General features: G+C 65.2%; 13 protein-coding genes and 4 tRNA genes. 6 read left to right on the top strand and 11 right to left on the bottom strand.

Annotated features, from left to right (window positions below; genetic code table 11):
• Nucleotides 1-8: 8 nt before the first annotated feature.
• The 7 genes from LPW39_RS07465 to LPW39_RS07435 form a co-directional block, all read right to left on the bottom strand.
• Nucleotides 9-767 carry an arginyltransferase gene (locus tag LPW39_RS07465; RefSeq protein ID WP_230773053.1) on the bottom strand — a complete coding sequence of 253 codons (759 nt, stop codon included), beginning with the start codon at nucleotides 765-767 and terminating at the stop codon, nucleotides 9-11.
• On the bottom strand, nucleotides 760-1,560 hold the full coding sequence (aat, locus tag LPW39_RS07460) for a leucyl/phenylalanyl-tRNA--protein transferase (RefSeq protein ID WP_230773051.1): 801 nt from the start codon (nucleotides 1,558-1,560) through the stop codon (nucleotides 760-762). The genes LPW39_RS07465 and aat overlap by 8 nt, the downstream gene beginning before the upstream one ends.
• A gap of 131 nt (nucleotides 1,561-1,691) precedes the next feature.
• Nucleotides 1,692-1,767 (bottom strand) — tRNA-Asn (locus LPW39_RS07455).
• A 46-nt stretch (nucleotides 1,768-1,813) separates the two neighbouring features.
• A tRNA-Asn gene (locus LPW39_RS07450) sits at nucleotides 1,814-1,889 on the bottom strand.
• 47 nt (nucleotides 1,890-1,936) lie between these two features.
• Nucleotides 1,937-2,012: transfer RNA gene (locus tag LPW39_RS07445), tRNA-Asn, on the bottom strand.
• Nucleotides 2,013-2,058: 46 nt separating this feature from the next.
• Nucleotides 2,059-2,134 (bottom strand) — tRNA-Asn (locus LPW39_RS07440).
• A 99-nt stretch (nucleotides 2,135-2,233) separates the two neighbouring features.
• Nucleotides 2,234-2,677, bottom strand: coding sequence for a YbaN family protein (locus LPW39_RS07435; protein ID WP_230773048.1), 444 nt, complete (start codon nucleotides 2,675-2,677; stop codon nucleotides 2,234-2,236).
• Nucleotides 2,678-2,805: 128 nt separating this feature from the next.
• Between LPW39_RS07435 and def the strand changes: the two genes are divergently transcribed.
• Nucleotides 2,806-3,345 carry a peptide deformylase gene (gene def / locus LPW39_RS07430; RefSeq protein ID WP_230773046.1) on the top strand — a complete coding sequence of 180 codons (540 nt, stop codon included), beginning with the start codon at nucleotides 2,806-2,808 and terminating at the stop codon, nucleotides 3,343-3,345.
• A 13-nt stretch (nucleotides 3,346-3,358) separates the two neighbouring features.
• Here def and LPW39_RS07425 read toward each other — a convergent pair whose 3' ends face one another.
• Together LPW39_RS07425 and map are read right to left on the bottom strand one after the other, a co-directional pair.
• A complete protein-coding gene (locus LPW39_RS07425) occupies nucleotides 3,359-5,977 on the bottom strand; it encodes a [protein-PII] uridylyltransferase (RefSeq protein WP_230773044.1) in 2,619 nt (872 codons plus the stop codon).
• Between the two features lie 191 nt (nucleotides 5,978-6,168).
• Complete coding sequence (gene map / locus LPW39_RS07420; RefSeq protein ID WP_230773042.1) at nucleotides 6,169-6,984, bottom strand: type I methionyl aminopeptidase; 816 nt, start codon at nucleotides 6,982-6,984, stop codon at nucleotides 6,169-6,171.
• A 182-nt stretch (nucleotides 6,985-7,166) separates the two neighbouring features.
• Here map and purL point away from each other — a divergent pair, with 182 nt between their 5' ends.
• Nucleotides 7,167-11,177, top strand: a complete 4,011-nt coding sequence (gene purL / locus LPW39_RS07415) for a phosphoribosylformylglycinamidine synthase (protein ID WP_230773038.1) — start codon at nucleotides 7,167-7,169, stop codon at nucleotides 11,175-11,177.
• A gap of 68 nt (nucleotides 11,178-11,245) precedes the next feature.
• On the opposite strand, the gene LPW39_RS07410 is transcribed toward purL, so the two are convergent.
• Together LPW39_RS07410 and LPW39_RS07405 are read right to left on the bottom strand one after the other, a co-directional pair.
• Nucleotides 11,246-11,947, bottom strand: coding sequence for a glutathione S-transferase family protein (locus LPW39_RS07410; RefSeq protein ID WP_230773036.1), 702 nt, complete (start codon nucleotides 11,945-11,947; stop codon nucleotides 11,246-11,248).
• Between the two features lie 3 nt (nucleotides 11,948-11,950).
• Nucleotides 11,951-12,739: an SDR family NAD(P)-dependent oxidoreductase gene (locus tag LPW39_RS07405; RefSeq protein ID WP_230773034.1), complete on the bottom strand. Its 789-nt coding sequence runs from the start codon at nucleotides 12,737-12,739 to the stop codon at nucleotides 11,951-11,953.
• Between the two features lie 342 nt (nucleotides 12,740-13,081).
• On the opposite strand from LPW39_RS07405, the gene LPW39_RS07400 reads away from it, so the two are divergent.
• The 4 genes from LPW39_RS07400 to LPW39_RS07385 all read left to right on the top strand — a co-directional run bounded on the left by LPW39_RS07400 (nucleotide 13,082) and on the right by LPW39_RS07385 (nucleotide 18,483).
• A complete protein-coding gene (locus LPW39_RS07400; RefSeq protein ID WP_230773032.1) occupies nucleotides 13,082-13,657 on the top strand; it encodes a sigma-70 family RNA polymerase sigma factor in 576 nt (191 codons plus the stop codon).
• 18 nt (nucleotides 13,658-13,675) lie between these two features.
• The gene (locus tag LPW39_RS07395) at nucleotides 13,676-14,476 is read left to right on the top strand and encodes an anti-sigma factor (protein ID WP_230773031.1); all 801 of its coding nucleotides are present in this window, start codon (nucleotides 13,676-13,678) and stop codon (nucleotides 14,474-14,476) included.
• A 221-nt stretch (nucleotides 14,477-14,697) separates the two neighbouring features.
• Entirely contained in the window at nucleotides 14,698-16,011 is a 1,314-nt protein-coding gene (locus tag LPW39_RS07390) for a sigma-70 family RNA polymerase sigma factor (RefSeq protein ID WP_230773027.1), read from the top strand.
• 105 nt (nucleotides 16,012-16,116) lie between these two features.
• Complete coding sequence (locus tag LPW39_RS07385) at nucleotides 16,117-18,483, top strand: TonB-dependent receptor (RefSeq protein WP_230773025.1); 2,367 nt, start codon at nucleotides 16,117-16,119, stop codon at nucleotides 18,481-18,483.
• The last annotated feature ends 108 nt before the right edge of the window (nucleotides 18,484-18,591 follow it).

Here is an 18,591-nt window from a genome sequence, read left to right as displayed (position 1 = left end):
CGCAGCGATCAAGGGGCGCAATGGTTGGCGAGCTGGCCCGGTTGCCAGCGCTGGTCGATATAGACCTCAAAGGGCTGGTAATCGGCCTTGTATTGCATTTTGGGGCTGGCGGCAATCCAGTAGCCCAGGTAGAGGTAGGGCAGGCCCATCGCGCGGCACTGTTCAATCTGCCAGAGCACGTTGTAGGTGCCGTAGCTGGTGTGGGCCTCGGGCTCGTAAAAGGTGTAGACGGCAGACAGGCCGTCATTGAGGATGTCGATGATCGAGACCATCTTCAAGGCGCCGGGCTGCTGGTTCTGCGTGGGCTCGCGGAACTCTACCAAACGGCTGTTGACCCGGCTTTGCAGCATGAACTGCGAATACTGCTCGACGCTGTCCTCATCCATGCCGCCACCGGTATGGCGGGCCGATTGGTAGCGCAGGTAGAGCTCATAGTGCTCGCGCAGAAAGCCCAGCGGCAGCACACGCACCTCCAGTGCCTCGTGCTGCTTGCGCGCGCGGCGCTGGTGGCGCTTGGGTTTGAAATCCTGCACATGCACGCGCAAGGGCACGCAGGCCTGGCAGCCATCGCAATAAGGGCGGTAGGTGAACAGGCCGCTGCGGCGAAATCCCTGCTGGATCAACTCGGAATAGACGTCGTTCTGAATGGCGTGGCTGGGCGTGGCTACCTGAGACCGCGCCATGCGCGCTTCGAGATAGCTGCATGGGTAGGGCGCTGTCGCATAAAACTGCAAGCTGTGCAGCGGTAGTTCGTTCAGCCTACTCATCCGGATGCGGAGATGTCATTTCAGATAGTGGGATTATGTCAGTCCAATCGCGAGATGCAAACTCCCAGCGCATCGGAGGCAGCGCTATTTGCGTGCGCACATGGGCCACAAACCGGCTGCGCGGTATCTCCGCTGCGCCCATGAAGGCCAGATGCCCGGTGTTTTGCTGGCAATCGATCATCGGCGCCTGCTCACGGCGGCAGATCTGCACCAGTGCGGCCAGCGCAATCTTGGAGCCATTGGGGACTGTGGTGAACATCGATTCACCAAACACCGCGCGGCCGATGGCCACGCAGTACAGCCCGGCCACCAACCGGCCGCGTTGCCACAGCTCCACGCTGTGGGCAAAGCCATCCCGGTGCAGCTGGGTGTAGGCGGCCTGGATGTCGTCAACGATCCAGGTGCCATCCTGGCCCGGGCGGTCCTGCTGGCTGCAGGCTGCAATCACGGCCGCAAAGTCGCTGTCGATGCGCAGTTCGCTGTTGGGATCCTGCTCAAACTTGCGAATCGCCTGCTTGAGCGAGCGGTGCAGCCTGAAATCGGCCGTTTGCAGCACCATGCGCGGATCGGTGGACCACCACAGGATCGGTGAGCCTTCGCTGAACCAGGGGAAGATGCCCTGGCGGTAGGCCTGCTGCAAATGGGCGCTGTCGAGCACGCCGCCGGCGGCGAGCAGGCCGGGGTGGGGCGTGTCGTGTCCCCAGGCCATGTCGACCGGTGGAAAGTCGTCATCGGGCTGCAGCCAGGCAAGCGGAGGGGTGTGGTGGTTGGCGCTCATGGTGTCTGTTGCCATGGTAGCGGCCAAATGGCGGGCTGCTGGCCCCCAAGGGCACGCGGGGGTGACAAATACTGCAGTTCTGCCACCGCTGCGGGGCAGGGGCTGCAAAAACAAAAAAGCCTGCGCGTGTGTGCAGGCTTTTGAAGTGGCTCCTCAACCTGGGCTCGAACCAGGGACCTACGGATTAACAGTCCGGCGCTCTACCAACTGAGCTATTGAGGAATAAACGGTGAACAGGCTTTGTGCGATTGCAAAGCCAAAAATGCTTTGGCTCCTCAACCTGGGCTCGAACCAGGGACCTACGGATTAACAGTCCGGCGCTCTACCAACTGAGCTATTGAGGAACAAATTTTTGGTCAATGCCCTGAACGATTGCAGGGCAGATAAGTGATGGCTCCTCAACCTGGGCTCGAACCAGGGACCTACGGATTAACAGTCCGGCGCTCTACCAACTGAGCTATTGAGGAATATCGGTAAACAGGCTTTGTTCGATTGCAAAGCCAAAAAATTCTTTGGCTCCTCAACCTGGGCTCGAACCAGGGACCTACGGATTAACAGTCCGGCGCTCTACCAACTGAGCTATTGAGGAACAAGACTGCGATTATAGAACGAATTTTTGGCCTGAAAAACAGTGCAGGTCATTTTTTGCCGCCAAGGGCTGCCTAGAACTGCCAGGAGGGCGCTGCGCTCACTGGGGTGCCGGCGGCTCGGGCCGACACCACAGCCAGGCCAGCACGCAGGCCATGCAGCCGATCGACAACAGCTTGGCCCAGCCCGGCGCGGGTACCAGCAGCATGATGACGGCACACACCGCCATCGTGATGCTGGCGCTCCACTTGGCCTTGCGGCTGACAAAGCCGCCTGCCGCCCAGTTGCGCAGCATGCCGCCAAACAGGCGGTGGCGCCACAGCCAGCCATGCAGCCGCGGCGAGCTGCGCGCCGCGCAGGCCCCGGCCATCAGGATGAAGACCGTCGTGGGCAGGCCCGGCACAAAGATGCCGATGATGCCCATTGCGAGGCAGGCCACCGCAGCCAGCAGCAGCAGCCAGCGCAGCACCGGGCTGCGGATGGGGCAGTAGGCCGGTGTCTGCACTTCCTGCAGCGCAGTGGAGGAGGCTCCGGGCTCGTTCATGGTCATGCATTGTGCATCGCGCCGCATAACAGTGTCTTGATGCTGGGCAAGCTGGGCCTCTTGCTGCGCCACTGTTTTGGGTGGCAAAAGGCGGCAGATGGGCTTGCCCGCTGCGCTACCATGCCGGCATGGCGATCTATCCAATCCTGAAAATGGGCGATGCCCGTTTGCTGCGCACGGCGCAGCCCGTGACCGAATTCGACACCGATGCGCTGCACCAGCTGGTGCAGGACCTGCTCGACACCATGCGCGACGCCCATGGCGCGGGCCTGGCGGCGCCGCAGATCGGGGTGGATCTGCAGGTGGTGTTCTTCGGCTCGCCCGATCGCAACCCGCGCTACCCGGATCGTCCGCTGGTGCCGCCCACGGTGCTGGTCAACCCGGTGATCACGCCGTTGTCGGACGAGGAAGAGGATGACTGGGAAGGTTGTCTGTCGGTGCCGGGCCTGCGCGGCATGGTGCCGCGCTGGCGCAAGATCCGCTACACCGGTTTCGACCAGTATGGTGATCCGATCGACCGCGTGGCCGAAGGCTTCCATGCCCGGGTGGTACAGCATGAATGCGACCACCTCTGGGGCAAGCTCTACCCGATGCGGGTGCGCGATTTCAGCCAGTTCGGCTTTACCGAGGTGCTGTTCCCCGGCATCAGCGCGGCTGAGGACGACTGAGCCGGCCCCCGCATCAGCCGGCGGCGCCGCTGCCGGTTGCGGCCAGTGCCCACAGCAGCTCGGTCTCGATTGCGATCTGGCTCACATTGTTCTGCAGCTCCGGGCCCTGCAGCAAAAAGCTGTCTTCCACCCGCTCGCCCAAGGTGCTGATCTTGGCCAGCTCCACACTCAGCTGGTGGCGGGCCAGGATGCGCGCCACGGTATAGAGCAGGCCTGCGCGGTCGGCGGCCGAGATCGACAGCAGCCAGCGCTGGCCCTTGTCATCGGGGCGCAGCAGCACGCGTGGCGCCACCGGAAAGCTCTTGACCCGGCGCGATACCCGGCGTTGCGCCGGCTCGGGCAGCGGCTGGGCATCCACCAGCACGCGCGTCAGCTGGCTCTCCACCAGGTTGATCAGCTCGCGGTAGCTTTGTGGCGCATCGGTGGCCACCACCTGGAAGGTATCGAGCGCACAGCGGTTGAGGGCGGTGTGCACCCGGGCGTCCAGAATCGAGAAGCCCGCCTGGTCGAAATAGCTGCAGATGCGGGCAAACAGATCGGGCTGGTCGGGTGCGTACACCATCACCTGCAGGCCCTCGCCGGCCAGCGACTGGCGCGCACGCACCAAGGTGGCCTTGCTGCCCACCGACCGGGACAGGTGGCGCGTGTGCCAGGCAATGTCGGCGGCCTCGTGGCGCAGAAAATAGTCCAGGCCCAACGTGTCCCACAGCGCTTTTTGTGACTCGTGCGGCTGGGCCGAGAGTGCCAGCAGCACCAGGGCCTCGCGCTTGCGGATTTCCACTTGCGCGGCCACATCGGGTGCCCGTCCGCCCAGCACGCGCAGGGTGGCGCGGTACAGGTCTTCCAGCAGCTTGCCTTTCCAGGCGTTCCAGACCTTGGGGCTGGTGCCCCGGATGTCGGCCACCGTCAGCAGGTAGAGCGCGGTGAGCCGGCGCTCATTGCCCATGCGCGCAGCAAAGGCGGTGATCACCTCGGGATCGGACGTGTCCTGCTTTTGCGCCACCTGGCTCATCGTCAGGTGCTCGCGCACCAGAAACTCGACCAGCTGCCGGTCTTCCTTGGCGATCTGGTGGTCGCGGCAAAAACGCTTGACCTCCAGCGCACCGATCTCCGAATGGTCGCCACCCCGGCCCTTGCCGATGTCGTGGAACAGGGCGGCCAGGTACAGAATCCAGGGCTTGTCCCAGCCGGCGGCCAGCTGGGAGCAGAACGGGTACTCATGCGCATGTTCGGCCATGAAGAAGCGCCGCACATTGCGCAGCACCATCAGGATGTGCTGGTCCACCGTATAGACATGGAACAGGTCATGCTGCATCTGGCCCACGATGCGGCGGAACGGCCAGAGGTAGCGGCCCAGCACCGAGGTCTGGTTCAGCAGCCGCATCGCATGGGTGATGCCATGGGGCTGCTGCAGGATCTGCATGAAGGTGGCGCGGTTGACCGGATCGCGCCGGAACTGCGCATCCATCAGCTGGCGCGCATGGTAGAGCGCGCGGAAGGTGCGGGCCGACAGGTCCTTCAGGCCCGGCTCGGTCTCGTAGAGCAAGAAGGTGCGCAAGATCGCATGCGGGTTGCGCTGGTAGACCTCGTCGTCGGCCACCTCGATGAGGCCGGCCTTGTCATAGAACTCATCATCGATGCGGCGCAGGGTGTGGTTGCCCGGGTGCAGGCGCTCATCCATGTTCAGCATCAGGATCTGCGTGAGCTGGGCCACCGCCTTGGCAGCCCAGTAGTAGCGCTTCATCAGCTCCTCGCTGGCGCGCTTGGGAAAGCGCTGGCCGGCCGGCGTGATGGTCTTGAAGCCAAAGGACTCGGCCACCGGCGTTTGCAGGTCGAAGACCAGCCTGTCCTCACGGCGCCGCGCCACAATGTGCAGCCGCGCGCGGATGAGGCAAATCAGGTCCTCGTTGCGCTGCAGGTTGCGCACCTCGTAGACGGTAGCCAGCCCCTTGTCGGCCAGCTCCTTCCAGCGGCTGCCCAGGCCAGTGGCACGGCCCAGCCACAGGATCAGCTGCAGATCGCGCAGGCCGCCGGGCGATTCCTTGCAGTTGGGCTCCAGCGCATAGACGGTGTTCTCGTACTTGTTGTGGCGCTGCTGCATCTCCAGCACCTTGGCCACGACAAAGGCATCGGGCTTGATCGACTGGGCCAGCGCCGCCTGGAACAGGTGGTAGAGGCGCGGCGAGCCGATGATGCGGCGCGATTCCAGCAGCGCCGTCTGCACCGTCACATCGGCCTGGGCCTCGCTGATGCACTGGCTGATGGTGCGCACGCTGGAGCCAATCTCCAGCCCCGCATCCCAGCAGGAGCCGATGAATTGCTCGATCGCGCTGCGCAATTCGCTGTCCTGCTCGGGGTCGGTGCCTTCGGGCAGCAGCAGCAGCACATCGATATCGGAATAAGGGAAAAGCTTGCCCCGGCCAAAACCGCCCACTCCTACCAGGTTCAGCCGGCCGGGCAGGCCGGCCAGGTGCCAGAGGTCGCGCAGCAGCACATCGGCCAGCTGCGAGAGCTTGCGCAGCTGCGTCTGTATGCCCCGGGTACTGCTGCCCCCGGCCATGATGTCGTCAAACAGGGCGCTGCGTTGCGCCTGGTACTGCTCGCGCAGCTGCGGAATGCGAGGATCGTTCATGGTGCCTAACTGTGCTGTCGCTGGCAGTGTGCCATAGCAATAAACAGCGCATGCGAATAAGCACATTCCATGCCACGGCGCACCAAATCAGGGCGTTCCAGCGGCAGAGGCCGCCATAACAAAAGGCGGCACGCTTGTCGCGGTGCCGCCTTCAGGGCGCGTTGCAGGGCTGCGCTATTATCGCGCTGCCATCAGCACTTGATAGTGGTCACAAAGCTCGGCGGCGTGGGCGAGCCTTCCGACCAGGTCAGCACTTCGTAGCCGGTGTCGGTCACCAGCACTTCGACTTCCCATTGGGCCGACAGGCTGTGGTCCTTGGTGATGACGGTCCAGCCATCATTGCCCAGGTCCTTGATGTCCTTCTTGCCCAGGTTGAGCATGGGCTCGATCGTGAAGATCATGCCGGTCTTGAGCTCGACGCCGGTGCCTGGGCGGCCATAGTGCAGCACCTGGGGCTCGTCGTGGAACACCTTGCCGATGCCGTGGCCGCAGTACTCGCGCACGACCGACAGGCCCTGGCCTTCGGCAAACTTCTGGATCGCATGGCCGATATCGCCCAGGTGGGCGCCGTTCTTGACCTGCACAATGCCATGCCACATGGCTTCAAAGGTCAGCTGGCACAGGCGCTTGCCGGCAATCGTACCTTCGCCGATCACGAACATGCGGCTGTTGTCGCCAAAATAGCCTTCGGGCGTGATGATGGTCACGTCCACATTGACAACGTCACCCTTCTTGAGCGGCTTGTCATTGGGGATGCCGTGGCAGACCACATGGTTCACCGAGGTGCAGACATAGGCCGGGTAGGGCGTCATGCCCGGTGGCTGGTAGCCCAGGCAGGCCGACTTGGTGCCCTGCTTTTCCATGGCCTCGGCGCACAGCAGATCGATCTGCTTGGTCGTGATGCCTAGTTGAATGTGGGGGGTGATGTAGTCCAGGACCTCCGAGGCCAAGCGGCCTGCGATGCGCATCTGCGCAATATCTTCTTCCGTATTGATTTTGATGGTCATAGCCCATGATTATCCCACCGCTGCCATTGGCCTGTTGTCCATGCGGCTACGTGACCTAGCGCAGCACAGTAGAATCCCGGGTTATCCCGCCCTTGTCATTGTGCTGCCACGGTCCGCCCGTAGCAGTGGGCAAGGCGCATGCGTGCTTTCTTCCCATCCTCCTAGTCCACATAGGCTGCCACGTGACACTGCACCTGACTCAGCTACCAGGCGGTAACGCCCTCAGCTCCTTCCGCGCCCAACAACTGCAGACCGCATTGACGGCGATCCATCCAAAGATAACGGGCATTGCTGCCCGTTTTGTGCATCTGGTAGCCACGGAGCAGCCTCTGGCGGGTGCTGAGGCCGAGCGCGTAGCGGCCCTGCTGACCTATGGCGACCCCTATGAAGGCGGCAGCGACGGCCAGGCCTTCATCGTCACCCCCCGCATGGGCACCATCTCGCCCTGGGCCTCCAAGGCCACCGACATTGCCCGCAACTGCGGCCTGGCGGTGTTCCGCATCGAGCGCCTTACCGAGTACCGTATCGAGCTCAAGGCCGGCCTGCTGGGCGGCAAGCCCGAGCTGAGCGCCGAGCAGACCGCGCAGATCGCCGCGCTGCTGCACGACCGCATGACCGAGTCGGTGTTCGGCACCCGCGCCGAAGCCGAGCAGCTGTTCTCCGCACTGCAAGCCCAGCCGATGGAGTTTGTCGATGTGCTGGGCGGTGGCCGCAGCGCGCTGGAAAAAGCCAACAAGCAATGGGGCCTGGCGCTGGCCGAGGACGAGATCGAGTACCTGGAAAACGCCTTCAAGGGCCTGGCTCGCAACCCCAGCGATGTCGAGCTGATGATGTTTGCCCAGGCGAACTCCGAGCACTGCCGCCATAAGATCTTCAACGCCAACTTCACCATTGACGGCGTGGCACAGGACAAGAGCCTGTTCGGCATGATCCGCCACACCGAGGCGGTATCGCCCCAGCACACCGTGGTGGCGTATTCGGACAATGCCTCCATCATGGAAGGCCACCAGGTCGAGCGCTTTGTGGCGCCGTTCAACACCCAGGCCGATGCCGTGACGGCACCCAGCTACCAGAAGCAGGCAGCCACCAGCCATGTGCTGATGAAGGTCGAGACCCACAACCACCCCACGGCCATCTCGCCTTTCCCCGGTGCCTCCACCGGCGCGGGCGGTGAGATTCGAGACGAAGGCGCGACCGGCCGGGGCTCCAAGCCCAAGGCTGGCCTGACCGGATTCACCGTCTCCAAGCTCTGGGGTAGCGAGGTCGGCAAGCCCGAGCACATCGCCAGCCCGCTGCAGATCATGATCGAAGGCCCGCTGGGCGGCGCCGCGTTCAACAACGAATTCGGCCGCCCCAACCTGACCGGCTACTTCCGCGAGTACGAGCAGCAAGTCGGTGACATCACCCGTGGCTACCACAAGCCCATCATGATCGCCGGCGGCCTGGGCGTGATCGATGCCGCGCAGACCCAGAAGATCCTGTTCCCCGCCGGCACCTTGCTGATCCAGCTGGGCGGCCCGGGCATGCGCATCGGCATGGGCGGTGGTGCCGCCAGCTCCATGGCCAGCGGCACCAACGCGGCCGAGCTGGACTTTGACTCGGTGCAGCGCGGCAACCCCGAGATCGAGCGCCGTGCGCAGGAGGTCATCAACCACTGCTGGCAGCAGGGCGCGGCCAACCCCATCCTGGCGATCCACGATGTGGGCGCCGGTGGCCTGTCCAACGCCTTCCCCGAGCTGACCAATGACGCCGGCCGTGGCGCCCGCTTTGACCTGCGCAAGGTCAACCTCGAAGAATCGGGCCTGGCGCCCAAGGAAATCTGGTCCAACGAAAGCCAGGAACGCTATGTGATGGCGATTGCGCCCGAGTCGCTGGCGCAGTTCACGGCCTTCTGCGAGCGCGAGCGCTGCCCGTTTGCCGTCATCGGCACGGCCACCGAAGAGCGCCAGCTGGTGCTGCAGGACCCGGCTGCCACCGCAGACGACCAGAAATTCCCGGTCGATATGCCGATGGACGTGCTGCTGGGCAAGCCGCCCAAGATGCACAAGGATGTGCAGACCGTGGCGCGCAGCCTGCCCGCCATTGACCTGACCGGCGTGCCGCTGGAAAAGGCCGTGATCGATGTGCTGGCCCACCCCACGGTGGCCTCCAAGCGCTTCCTGGTCACCATTGGTGACCGCGCGGTGGGCGGCCTGACCCACCGCGACCAGATGGTCGGCCCTTGGCAGGTGCCGGTGGCCGACGTCGCCGTGACCCTGGCCGATTTCCAGGGCTTCAAGGGCGAGGCCATGGCCATGGGCGAACGCACCCCGCTGGCTGCCATCAATGCACCCGCCTCGGGCCGCATGGCGGTTGCCGAAGCCATCACCAATATGCTGGCCGCGCCGATTGCGCTGTCCAAGGTGAAGATGTCGGCCAACTGGATGGCCGCTTGCGGCGAACCCGGTGAAGACGCGGATCTGTACGCCACCGTCAAGGCCGTGGGCATGGAACTGTGCCCGCAGCTGAACATCTCCATCCCCGTGGGCAAGGACAGCTTGTCGATGCGCACGCAGTGGAGCGAAGGCGGCGAAACCAAGAAGGTCACCTCGCCCGTCAGCCTGATCATCACCGGCTTTGCCTCCATCGATGATGTGCGCAGCACGCTCACGCCCCAGCTGGATGCCAGCGAAGCCGACACCACCCTGGTGCTGGTTGATCTCTCGCGCGGCAAGATGCGCATGGGCGGCTCCATCCTGGGCCAGGTGCTGGGCCAAAGCGGCAACGAGACACCCGACCTGGACGAAGCCAAGGACCTGATCGCACTGGTCGACGCCGTCAACGCGCTGCGCGCCCAGGGCAAGATCCTCGCCTACCACGACAAGGGCGACGGCGGCCTGCTGGCCACCGTAGCGGAAATGGCCTTTGCCGGCCATGTCGGCGTGGCACTGAATGTGGACATGCTGATCACCGAAGGCGATGGCATCTCCGACAGCCGCATGGACAGTGGCGAAGGCAAGAACTGGGGCGCCCAGGTATCGGGCCGCCGCGAAGACCTGACCCTGCGCGCGCTGTTCAACGAAGAGCTGGGCGTCGTGCTGCAGGTCAAGACCAGCGACAGCGCCGAGGTGCTGCAGACCCTGCGCGAGCATGGCCTGTCCACCTGCAGCCACATCGTGGGCAAGACCCGTCCGGCCTCGTCCAGCATGGACATGGGCAAGGGCGAGCTGCAAGTCTGGCGCGATGCCAAGAAGGTGTTTGGCGCCAGCCTGAGCGATCTGCACCAGGTCTGGGATGCCGTGAGCTGGAAGATTGCCCAGCAGCGCGACAACCCCGCCTGCGCCGACAGCGAGCACGCCTCGGTCGGTGTGCCGACTGACCCCGGCATGCATGTGCACCTGACTTTCGATCCGCAAGAAGCGCTGTCTGCGCCTTTCGTCAACGTCGCGGCCAAGCCCCGCGTGGCGGTGCTGCGCGAGCAGGGCGTGAACTCCCACGTCGAAATGGCCTACGCCTTTGGCGAAGCCGGCTTTGAAGCGGTGGACGTACACATGACCGACCTGCAGACGGGCCGTGCCCAGCTGCGTGACTTTGCCGGTATCGTCGCCTGCGGCGGCTTCAGCTACGGTGACACCCTGGGCGCCGGTATTGGCTGGGCCCGCTCCATCACCTTCAACGAGCCGCTGTCCGAGCAGTTCCAGGCCTTCTTCAGCCGCAAGGACACCTTCGGCCTGGGCGTCTGCAATGGCTGCCAGATGTTTGCCGAGCTGGCCGACATCATCCCCGGTGCGCAAGACTGGCCGCGCTTCACGCAAAACCAGAGCAACCGCTTCGAGGCGCGTCTGTCCATGGTCGAAGTGCTGGAGTCGCCCAGCCTGTTCCTGCAAGGCATGGCTGGCTCGCGCCTGCCGATCGCCGTCGCGCACGGTGAGGGCTATGCCAACTTCCGCTTCCGTGGCAACGCCGATGCGGTGATCGCTGCGATGCGCTATGTGGACAACCACGGCCAGGCGACCGAGCAGTACCCGTTCAACCCGAACGGTTCGGCCGGCGGCCTGACGGCGGTCACCACGGCCGATGGCCGCTTCACCGCGATGATGCCGCACCCCGAGCGCGTGTTCCGCAACGTGCAGATGAGCTGGACCGACGGCGACCGCTCGGCCCACAGCCCCTGGATGCGCGTCTGGCGCAATGCCCGCCACTGGCTGGGTTGATTTGCACAACGCCCCATGACGAAGGCCCTGCACTGCAGGGCCTTTTTACTTGGAGGGGTGCCAAGCGCTCAGAGCTTCACCACCACCGGGCCGCCCTTGGCAATCGCCCGCTGGTAGGCATCGCGCGCCTGCATGCGCTGGCGGTAGGCATGCAGATGCGGCCAGTCGGCAGGGTTGGCGCAGCGCGTCAGTGCGGCCTCAACCGCAAAGCCCATCTGAAAATCGGCCATCGTCAGGTGCTCGCCGGCAAACCAGGGCTGATGGGCCAGGTGGTTGTTCATATAGGCCATCGCCGCTTCCATATGGGGGGCGATCAGCTGCTTGTGCACTTGCTGGCGCAGGCCGCGCAGCACCGGGCCCACGATGGGGCGCAGCAGCAGCGGCAAGGGCTTGGCCGCGATGCTGTCAAACACCAGCTGCAGCAGCAGCCAGTTCATCAGCGAGCCCTCGGCAAAGTGCATCCAGTAGCGGCACTGCAGGTGCTCGGGGCTGCCGCGCTTGGGATCCAGGTGGGCCATGTCGGGCGGCGCCCAGGCGCCATAGCGCTCGGCCAGGTATTCGATGATGGCGCCGGATTCGGCAATCACCAGGCCCCGGTCGCAGAGGATGGGCGACAGGCCCAGCGGGTGAATACGCTTGAGCGCCGGCGGCGCCAGCCGGGTCTTGGCGTCGCGCGGGTAGGTCTCCAGCGCATAGGGCAGGTTCAGCTCTTCCAGCAGCCAGAGCACGCGCTGCGAGCGTGAGGTTTCCAGGTGGTGAAGGGTCAGCATGGTTCAGTTTCCTTGCAGGCGGCGCACCCAGGCGACCAGCCCGGATGCCGTGGATTTATAGCCCGGGCGCCAGCTCAGCCGGGAGCGCCAGGGCACGCCCAGCAGAAAGCGGCCCCGGCTCCAGCCCTTGACCATGGCGCTGGCCGCCTGTTCGGGCTGCGGCCAGAGTGGCAGACTGGCGGGGTGGGGATCGGTGAAAAAAGCATCGCTCAGGCCGGGCTTGACCACGGCCAGACTGACACCTACGCCCTGGGGTACCAGCTCCAGCTGCAAGGTCTCGGCCAGGTTGATCAATGCCGCCTGGCAGGGCCCATAGGCCAGATTGCCCGGCAGGCCACGCAGGCCGGCCACGCTGGCCACCAGGCTCAGATGGGGTTGGCGCCCCCCGCGCGCCGCTGCCAGCAGGTGGGGGGTAATAGCCGCGATCACATGCAGGGCACCGGTCAGGTTGACCTCGCGGTGCTGCAGCAAGCTGTTGAGGTCCAGGTCATCGGCGCGCATGGTCTGGCGCTCGCCCGCACAGTAGCAGACCAGGTCGAGCGGGCCATCCTCCAGCAGCTGGTGCACGGCGCTGACCACCGCGTCACGGTCCGTCACATCCAGCGGCAGCGGCAGGCAACCAGGGTGCTGCTCGGCAAAGGCGTCCAGCACCTCCTGCCGGCGTGCCGACACGATCACCTGGGCGCCTGCGGCATGCAAGTGCTTGGCCAGCGCCAGCCCGATGCCCGCGCTGGCGCCGACCAGCCAGACACGCATGCCATACCAGCGCTCGATGGGGGTATTCAGCGGCATGGCTGCCTCCTGGCGCAGCGGCTGGATGGCTGGAGGACGGCGGTAGGGGCGTTGCTGGCTGTTTTCATTGGGTGTTCCGGTTATCCGACCCTGTCTGGGCAGGGTCTATGCCCATCACTACGCGCCAGCCGCAGCTTTGGATTCAGCACAGCCGATTATTTTTTTGCATCGTTTCTGCATCCAATCGGCCGTTGGCTGCGTATAGCGGCCAGAAGCAGGGAAGTTGGGGCAGTGAGCAGTCGCTGACCTGGGCCGGACCAAGGCGGTTTTTGCGGGTGCTTGCTGCTTGGCAGCAATACAACGGATTGACCGGCCAGCCGGCCTTCGCCCCACAATGCTTGCATGCGCACACCAACCACAGACACTGAACTGATGCTTTTGTTAGACCGCATAGCCGCCCGCGAGGACAAGGCGCTCCGGCTTTTGTACGACGAGACGGCCTCCCGGCTGTATGGCCTGGCGCTGCGCATTCTGGGCAACAAGGCCTGGGCCGAGGATGTGCTGCAGGACAGCTTTGTCGCCATCTGGCGCCATGCCGGCAGCTACCGCGATTCGCTCAGCCCGCCGCTGGCCTGGATGGGCATGCTGGTGCGCAGCAGGGCGCTGGATTTTCTGCGCCGGCGCAAGGCCGAGCGGCTCGACCAGCATGCGGTGGTGGATGACATGGATGACCTGCCGCAGGGCGACGAGGCCCAAGGCCCCCTGCAATCGGTGGAGGCCAGTGAACAGGCAACGGTCTTGCAGCAGTGCATGGAGCGCCTGCAGCAGGCCCAGCGCCAGGTGGTGAGCCTGGCCTATTTGCGCGATTTGAGCCACAGCGAGCTGGCCAGCCATTTCCAGCTGCCGCTGGGCACCGTCAAAACCTGGATGCGCCGCAGTCTGGAGCAGCTGCGCAAGTGCATGGACCGCCACGTGTAGGCGCAAAGGAGTGCTCTGATGAACCTGGTACAACACCCCGAACTGCTAGACCGCCTGGCCGCCGCCTATGCCCTTGGCACCTTGCGCGCTGGCGCCCGCCGCCGCTTTGAGCAGATGGCCCGCGCGCATCCCCAGGTGCGCTCGGCCGCGCTGCTGTGGCAAGGCCGCTGGTCGGCGCTGTCCGAGCTGCAGTCGCCTGTGCAACCCGATGCCGCCGTCTGGACCCGCATCCAGAACCTGGTCGATGCCGACCAGGCAGGCCTGGCGCTGGCGCAGCAGCGCGCCACGGCCCAGGCCCGCAGCCCCAAAGCCCTCAGCTGGTGGCGCTCGCTGGCGCTGACCGGTGCCGTGGCCACCGTCGCTGCCGTCGCCATTGGCCTGTATGCGCAGCAAAGCCTGCAACGCAACACCGGCCAGCAGCTGGCCGCCTTGCAGACGGAGCTGCAAAAGACCCAGACCGCCTTGCAGGCCACCCCGCAACTGCAGTATGTGGCCGTGCTGGCCGATGGCAAGGCGCAGGCCTCCATGCTGGTGACCTTCGATGCCCGCCATGGCCGGCTGGAGCTGCAGCGGGTCGGCGGCTACCAGGAGGCAGCCGACCGGTCACTGCAGCTCTGGGCCTTGCCCACGCAGGGCGCGCCGCAGTCCTTGGGCGTCATGGGCGAGGGGCGGCTGGAGCAACTGCAGGCGCAGCTGGCCCAGGTGCAGGCCATCCCAGCGCTGGCGATCAGCCTGGAGCCCAAGGGCGGCGTGCCCAGCGAGACGGGGCCCACCGGGCCGGTCTTGTTCAGCGGGGCTTTGATCAAGCGCGATTTGTAAGTGGTTTTTGCCCGTCCCCACGCTCTGTAGCTGGCGCTACAGGGCGTTTTTTATGGTGTCTTTCATAGCGGGAAACGGCTGCGCTGGCAGCAGTAACCGCCTCCACCGGCGGGCGATTTAACACCCTGTTTTTAAAGAGAATTTATATAACAAATGAGATTTATTCTCATTCGTAATATACTAGCGCGCCTTGTCATTTTTAGCGCCCGCCCGTCCCCGTCATGTCCGCCCTCCCGTTGGAAGCCTTTCGCGATAGCTATCGCGAGCTGATCGCCTTTGTGGCGCGCCGTACCGGCAGCCGCCAATCGGCGCAGGACATCGTGCATGACGCCTGGCTGCGCGTGGTGGAAGCGGGGCCGATGGCGCAGAGCCAGCACCCAGCGCCACGCGCCTATTTGTACACGGTGGCCGAGCACCTGGTGATCGACCACCTGCGCCGGGCGGCGCGCACTTCCGAGCGCTTTGACAGCGCCCTGCATGACGGCAGCGCCGGCGTGCAAGCACTGGGCCAGGATGTGGCCGAGGCCAGCCTGCGGCGCGAGGCGCTGGTGGCGGTCGATGCCGCCATTGCCGCCTTGCCCGAGCGCTGCCGCAGCATGTTCCTGGCCGACCGGCTCGATGGCGAATCGCAGGCAGCGATTGCTGCCGCCCATGGCGTGTCGGTCAAGACGGTGGAGCGCGAGATCATGCGCGCCATGGATGCCATCGAGGCGGCTTTGCATGAATGGCGTGGCGATGGTGTTGTGCAGGCGCTGCCGCGCAAGGGCCGGCGCCGCGCACTGTCGGCCTTGCTCGGTGTGGCCGGCCTGGGCGCCAGCGGCAGCCTGGCCTGGCGCTTGTACCAGAGCCAGGTGGTGACATGGCAGATCCAGCTGGGCACCGCTACCGGCCGCCAGCTCAACCAGGCGCTGCCCGATGGCAGCAGCATTGCGCTGGATGCGCAGACCCGCCTGGATGTACGCTACTACGGCAGCCGCCGCTATGTGCAGATGCACCATGGCGCGGCCTTCTTCAAGGTGGCACGCAATGCCGATGCGCCTTTTATCGTCGATGCCGGCCCGGCCCGCATCACCGTGCTGGGCACCCGCTTTGAAGTGGCTCTCGATGACCAGGGTGGGCTGCGCGTGGCGGTGGAAGAGGGCCGGGTGCGCGTGCAGCAGCGCGGCAGCGAGGGCGATCTGGCCGATGCCGGCGATGGCTGGGAGCTGACCGGCAGCCAGACCCTGGACTGGCAACAAGGCCAGTCGCCCCGGCGCGATACCAGCGCGGGCGAGGTGGCCGCCTGGCGCAATGGCTGGCTGGACTTCCGCCACGAGCCGCTGGGCCTGGCCGTGCAGCGCCTGGCCCGTTATTGCCAGGTTCCCATGCAGGTGGCGCCCGATGCCGAACACCTGACGATTTTTGGCCGGGTGCGCATTGCTGATGCCCGCGCCTGGCTGCAACTGCTGCCACGCAGTGTGCCGGTGGTGGTGCGCGAAGAAGGCCAGGGCGCTGCGCGCCGCATCACGATTGCGCGGCGCAAGGCGCAGAGTTGAGCGATGGTGCGCATGCACTATGGGCCGCTGACCGGCCATTTAAAAATACTTGCGCTGTCGTTGAGGGAAAACTGCGTCTCGTTCGTATTACCTCTTGTGAACCACATGAGGAAAGTTCCCAACGATATGTCGCACCCCTGCAAACGCCACTTGATCGCCCTGGCCATTGCCACCTTGGCTGGCGCAGCCTCGGCCGCTGATTTTGATATTTCCGCCCAGCCGCTTGACAGCGCGCTGGCCCAGCTGGCCCGCCAGGCCGGCCTACAACTGATGGCGCCACCGGCGCTGGTACAAGGCCGCCCCGGCGCTGCCGTCAAGGGCAGCATGAGCGCCCAGGATGCCGTGCGCCAGTTGCTGCGCAACACCAACCTGGTGGCCCGCATCGAAGGCACGACCCTGGTCATCGACAACGGCCAGACCGCTGGCGAAGTAGCGCTGAACCCGGTGGTGGTGATGGCCCCCGCCACCCGCGCCGGCGACCGCCCCGAGGCCTATGCCGGCGGCAAGCAGGCGCGCGGCAGCCGCATTGGCATGCTGGGCGACCAGGATGTGATGGACACGCCGTTTTCCACCGTGGCATACACCGCAGAAGCGGTGGCGGACCAGCAGGCACGCACCTTGGGTGAGGTGCTGGCCAACGACGCCTCGGTGCGCCTGACCACCGCCTCGCAGGGCTTCAGCGAAGACATCCAGGTGCGCGGCTTTGGCATCAGCGGTGGCGATGTGGGCCTCAACGGCCTCTATGGTCTGACCTCGGCCAGCCGGGTGCCGGCCGAGATTCTGGAGCGTGCCGAGCTGCTCAAGGGCCCGGGCGCGATGGTGGGCGGAATGCCGCCCGGCGGCAGCATTGGCGGCGCCATCAATGTGCAGACCAAGCGTGCAGGCGATGCGCCGCTGAACCGCGTGGGCCTGCAGTACCTGGGCCGTGCGCAGTTTGGCACCAGTGTCGATATCTCGCGCCGCTTTGGCGAGAACAAGGAATGGGGCGTGCGCGTCAATGGCGCAGCACGCGGTGGCGAGGCCAGCATCCGTGGTGGCGACCAAAAGCTGGGCGTGGGCGCAATCGCGGTCGACTACCGGGGCAGCCATCTGCGCTGGTCGCTCGATGCCTATGCACAGCGCGAAGAGCTGGAAGACTTCCGCCCGCAGATCGGCTTCAACCCGGCGCTGACGTCCTTGCCCAAGCCGCCCAACGCGCGCAGCAACTGGTTCCCCGATACCGATCTGTCGCTGGACGACAAGGTCATCGCCTCGCGCCTGGAAGTCGATCTGAACGACCAGGTCACAGCGTTTGCCGGCATCGGCTACCGCAAGGGCAAGGCCCAGCAGATTTTCCCGACCACGACGACGTCGATGAATGCGGCCGGCGACTTCACCGTGCGCAGCAGCTTCTATGATTCGTACAGCGAGACCAGCAGCGCCGATGCGGGGCTGCGGGCCAAGTTCGCGACCGGCGGTATCAAGCACTCGCTGGTGGTCAGCGCCACCGACCTGCGCCAGGAATCCGGCAACGCCTATGTGGCCGGCCTGACCACGTCGCCATCGAACATCTACAACCCCGCGCCACTGCCACCAGTCGAAGGCGCGCGCGCCGAGCCCAACAAGGCCTCCAAGGCGCACAACTACGGCATCGCGGTGACGGACACCATGGCCCTGGCCGATGACCGCCTGCTGCTGACCCTGGGCCTGCGCCGCCAGACCGTGGACCTGCGCAACTTCAGCACCGCCAGCGGCGCGCAGACCAGCAGCTACGCCAAGAGCGCAACCACGCCGCTGGTCGGCCTGGTGGTCAAGGCCAATGACCAGGTCTCCGTCTACGGCAACTACACGGCCGGCCTGTCGCGCGGTGCCACGGCGCCCAACACGGCGGTGAATGCTGGCGAGGTGTTTCCGCCGTTCAAGTCCAAGCAGTACGAAGCGGGCGTGAAGGTGGATTGGGGCAGCTTCATGACGACAGCCAGCCTGTTCCAGATCAGCCGCCCCAACAGCATGACCGACCCGACCACCAACATCTACAGCTTTGATGGTGAGCAGCGCAACCGGGGCCTGGAGCTGGCCGCCTATGGCGAGCTGCAGCACGGTCTGCGTTTGATGGGTGGCCTCACCTTCAACCGCGCCAAGGTCACCAAGGCGGCGCAGTACCAGGGCAACGATGCCTATGGCGTGCCCAAGATCAATGCCAACCTGGGCGCCGACTGGGATGTACCCGGCGTGCAGGGCCTGTCCGTCAACGGCCGCATGATCCACACCGGCTCGGCCTGGGCCAGCAATGCCAACACCCTCAAGCTTTCGGGCTGGACCCGCTTTGACGTGGGCGCGCGCTACCGCACCCAGGTCAGCGGCAAGGCGGTGGTGCTGCGTGCCAATGTCGAGAACCTGACGGGCAAGAACGTCTGGTTGATCAGTGGCAACAACTACCTGACCTTGAGCGCACCGCGTACCGTGGTGCTGTCGGCAACGGTTGATTTTTGAGAACCTGCGGGTGGTCTCCGCGCAGCTGCGTAGAGACCGCCCACCGGTTCTGGGGAGTGGGCTGCGGGAGCGCAAGGCGCCAGCAGCATGTTTATCAAAAAAGGAGAG

The sequence above is a fragment of the Comamonas koreensis genome (assembly GCF_021026195.1).
Lineage (GTDB): Bacteria > Pseudomonadota > Gammaproteobacteria > Burkholderiales > Burkholderiaceae_C > Comamonas > Comamonas koreensis.
The sequence above is the reverse complement of the archived record's forward strand: the minus strand, read 5'-3'. Positions and strand labels throughout refer to the sequence as shown.